The sequence below is a fragment of the Priestia sp. P5_B4 genome (assembly GCF_056400385.1).
Window position 1 is genome coordinate 1 of sequence record NZ_JBFULJ010001478.1, and the last position, 570, is coordinate 570.

Here is a 570-nt window from a genome sequence, read left to right on the forward strand (position 1 = left end):
GGTTCCCGATCGTTCAAATTGACTTCGGCAGGACTTCCAGCGCCTTCAATTACAATTCGATCATAATGATTGGCAAGCTCTTTATAAGCTTCTGTGATAACGTTCAAACCTTCATTAAAAAATTCTTGCCGATACTGAAAAGCAAACATATTACGTAGCGGTTTTCCGTGAACAACTATTTGAGATTCATGATCACGAGTAGGCTTAATTAAAATAGGATTCATATTGGTTGTTGCTTCTACTCCAGCCGCTTCTGCTTGAATTCCTTGCGCTCTGCCAATTTCTTTTCCATCCATTGTAATGTATGAATTAAGCGCCATATTTTGCGATTTAAACGGTGCAGTTTGATAGCCGTCTTCTTTAAAAATACGGCAAAATGCTGTAGCAATCATGCTTTTTCCAGCGTCTGAGTGCGTTCCTTGAATCATAAGCGGTTTTCCCTTTTTCACTTTTTCCACTCCCTACCACATAAAAAAACCTTAACTGTAAAAGTCAAGGTTTGGTCATGCGCTCATTAACACATTGTCTTGACTTATTTCTCCCACCGAAAAATAAGGGGTTTTTAAAAGC

The 570-nt window shown here is 38.8% G+C and carries 1 protein-coding gene; it reads right to left on the bottom strand.

The window, feature by feature from the left end:
• A partial coding sequence (locus AC1DRF_RS31710; protein ID WP_477742790.1) for a nucleotide-binding protein occupies window positions 1-428 on the bottom strand: 428 nt, incomplete at its 3' end.
• Window positions 429-570: the final 142 nt, after the last annotated feature.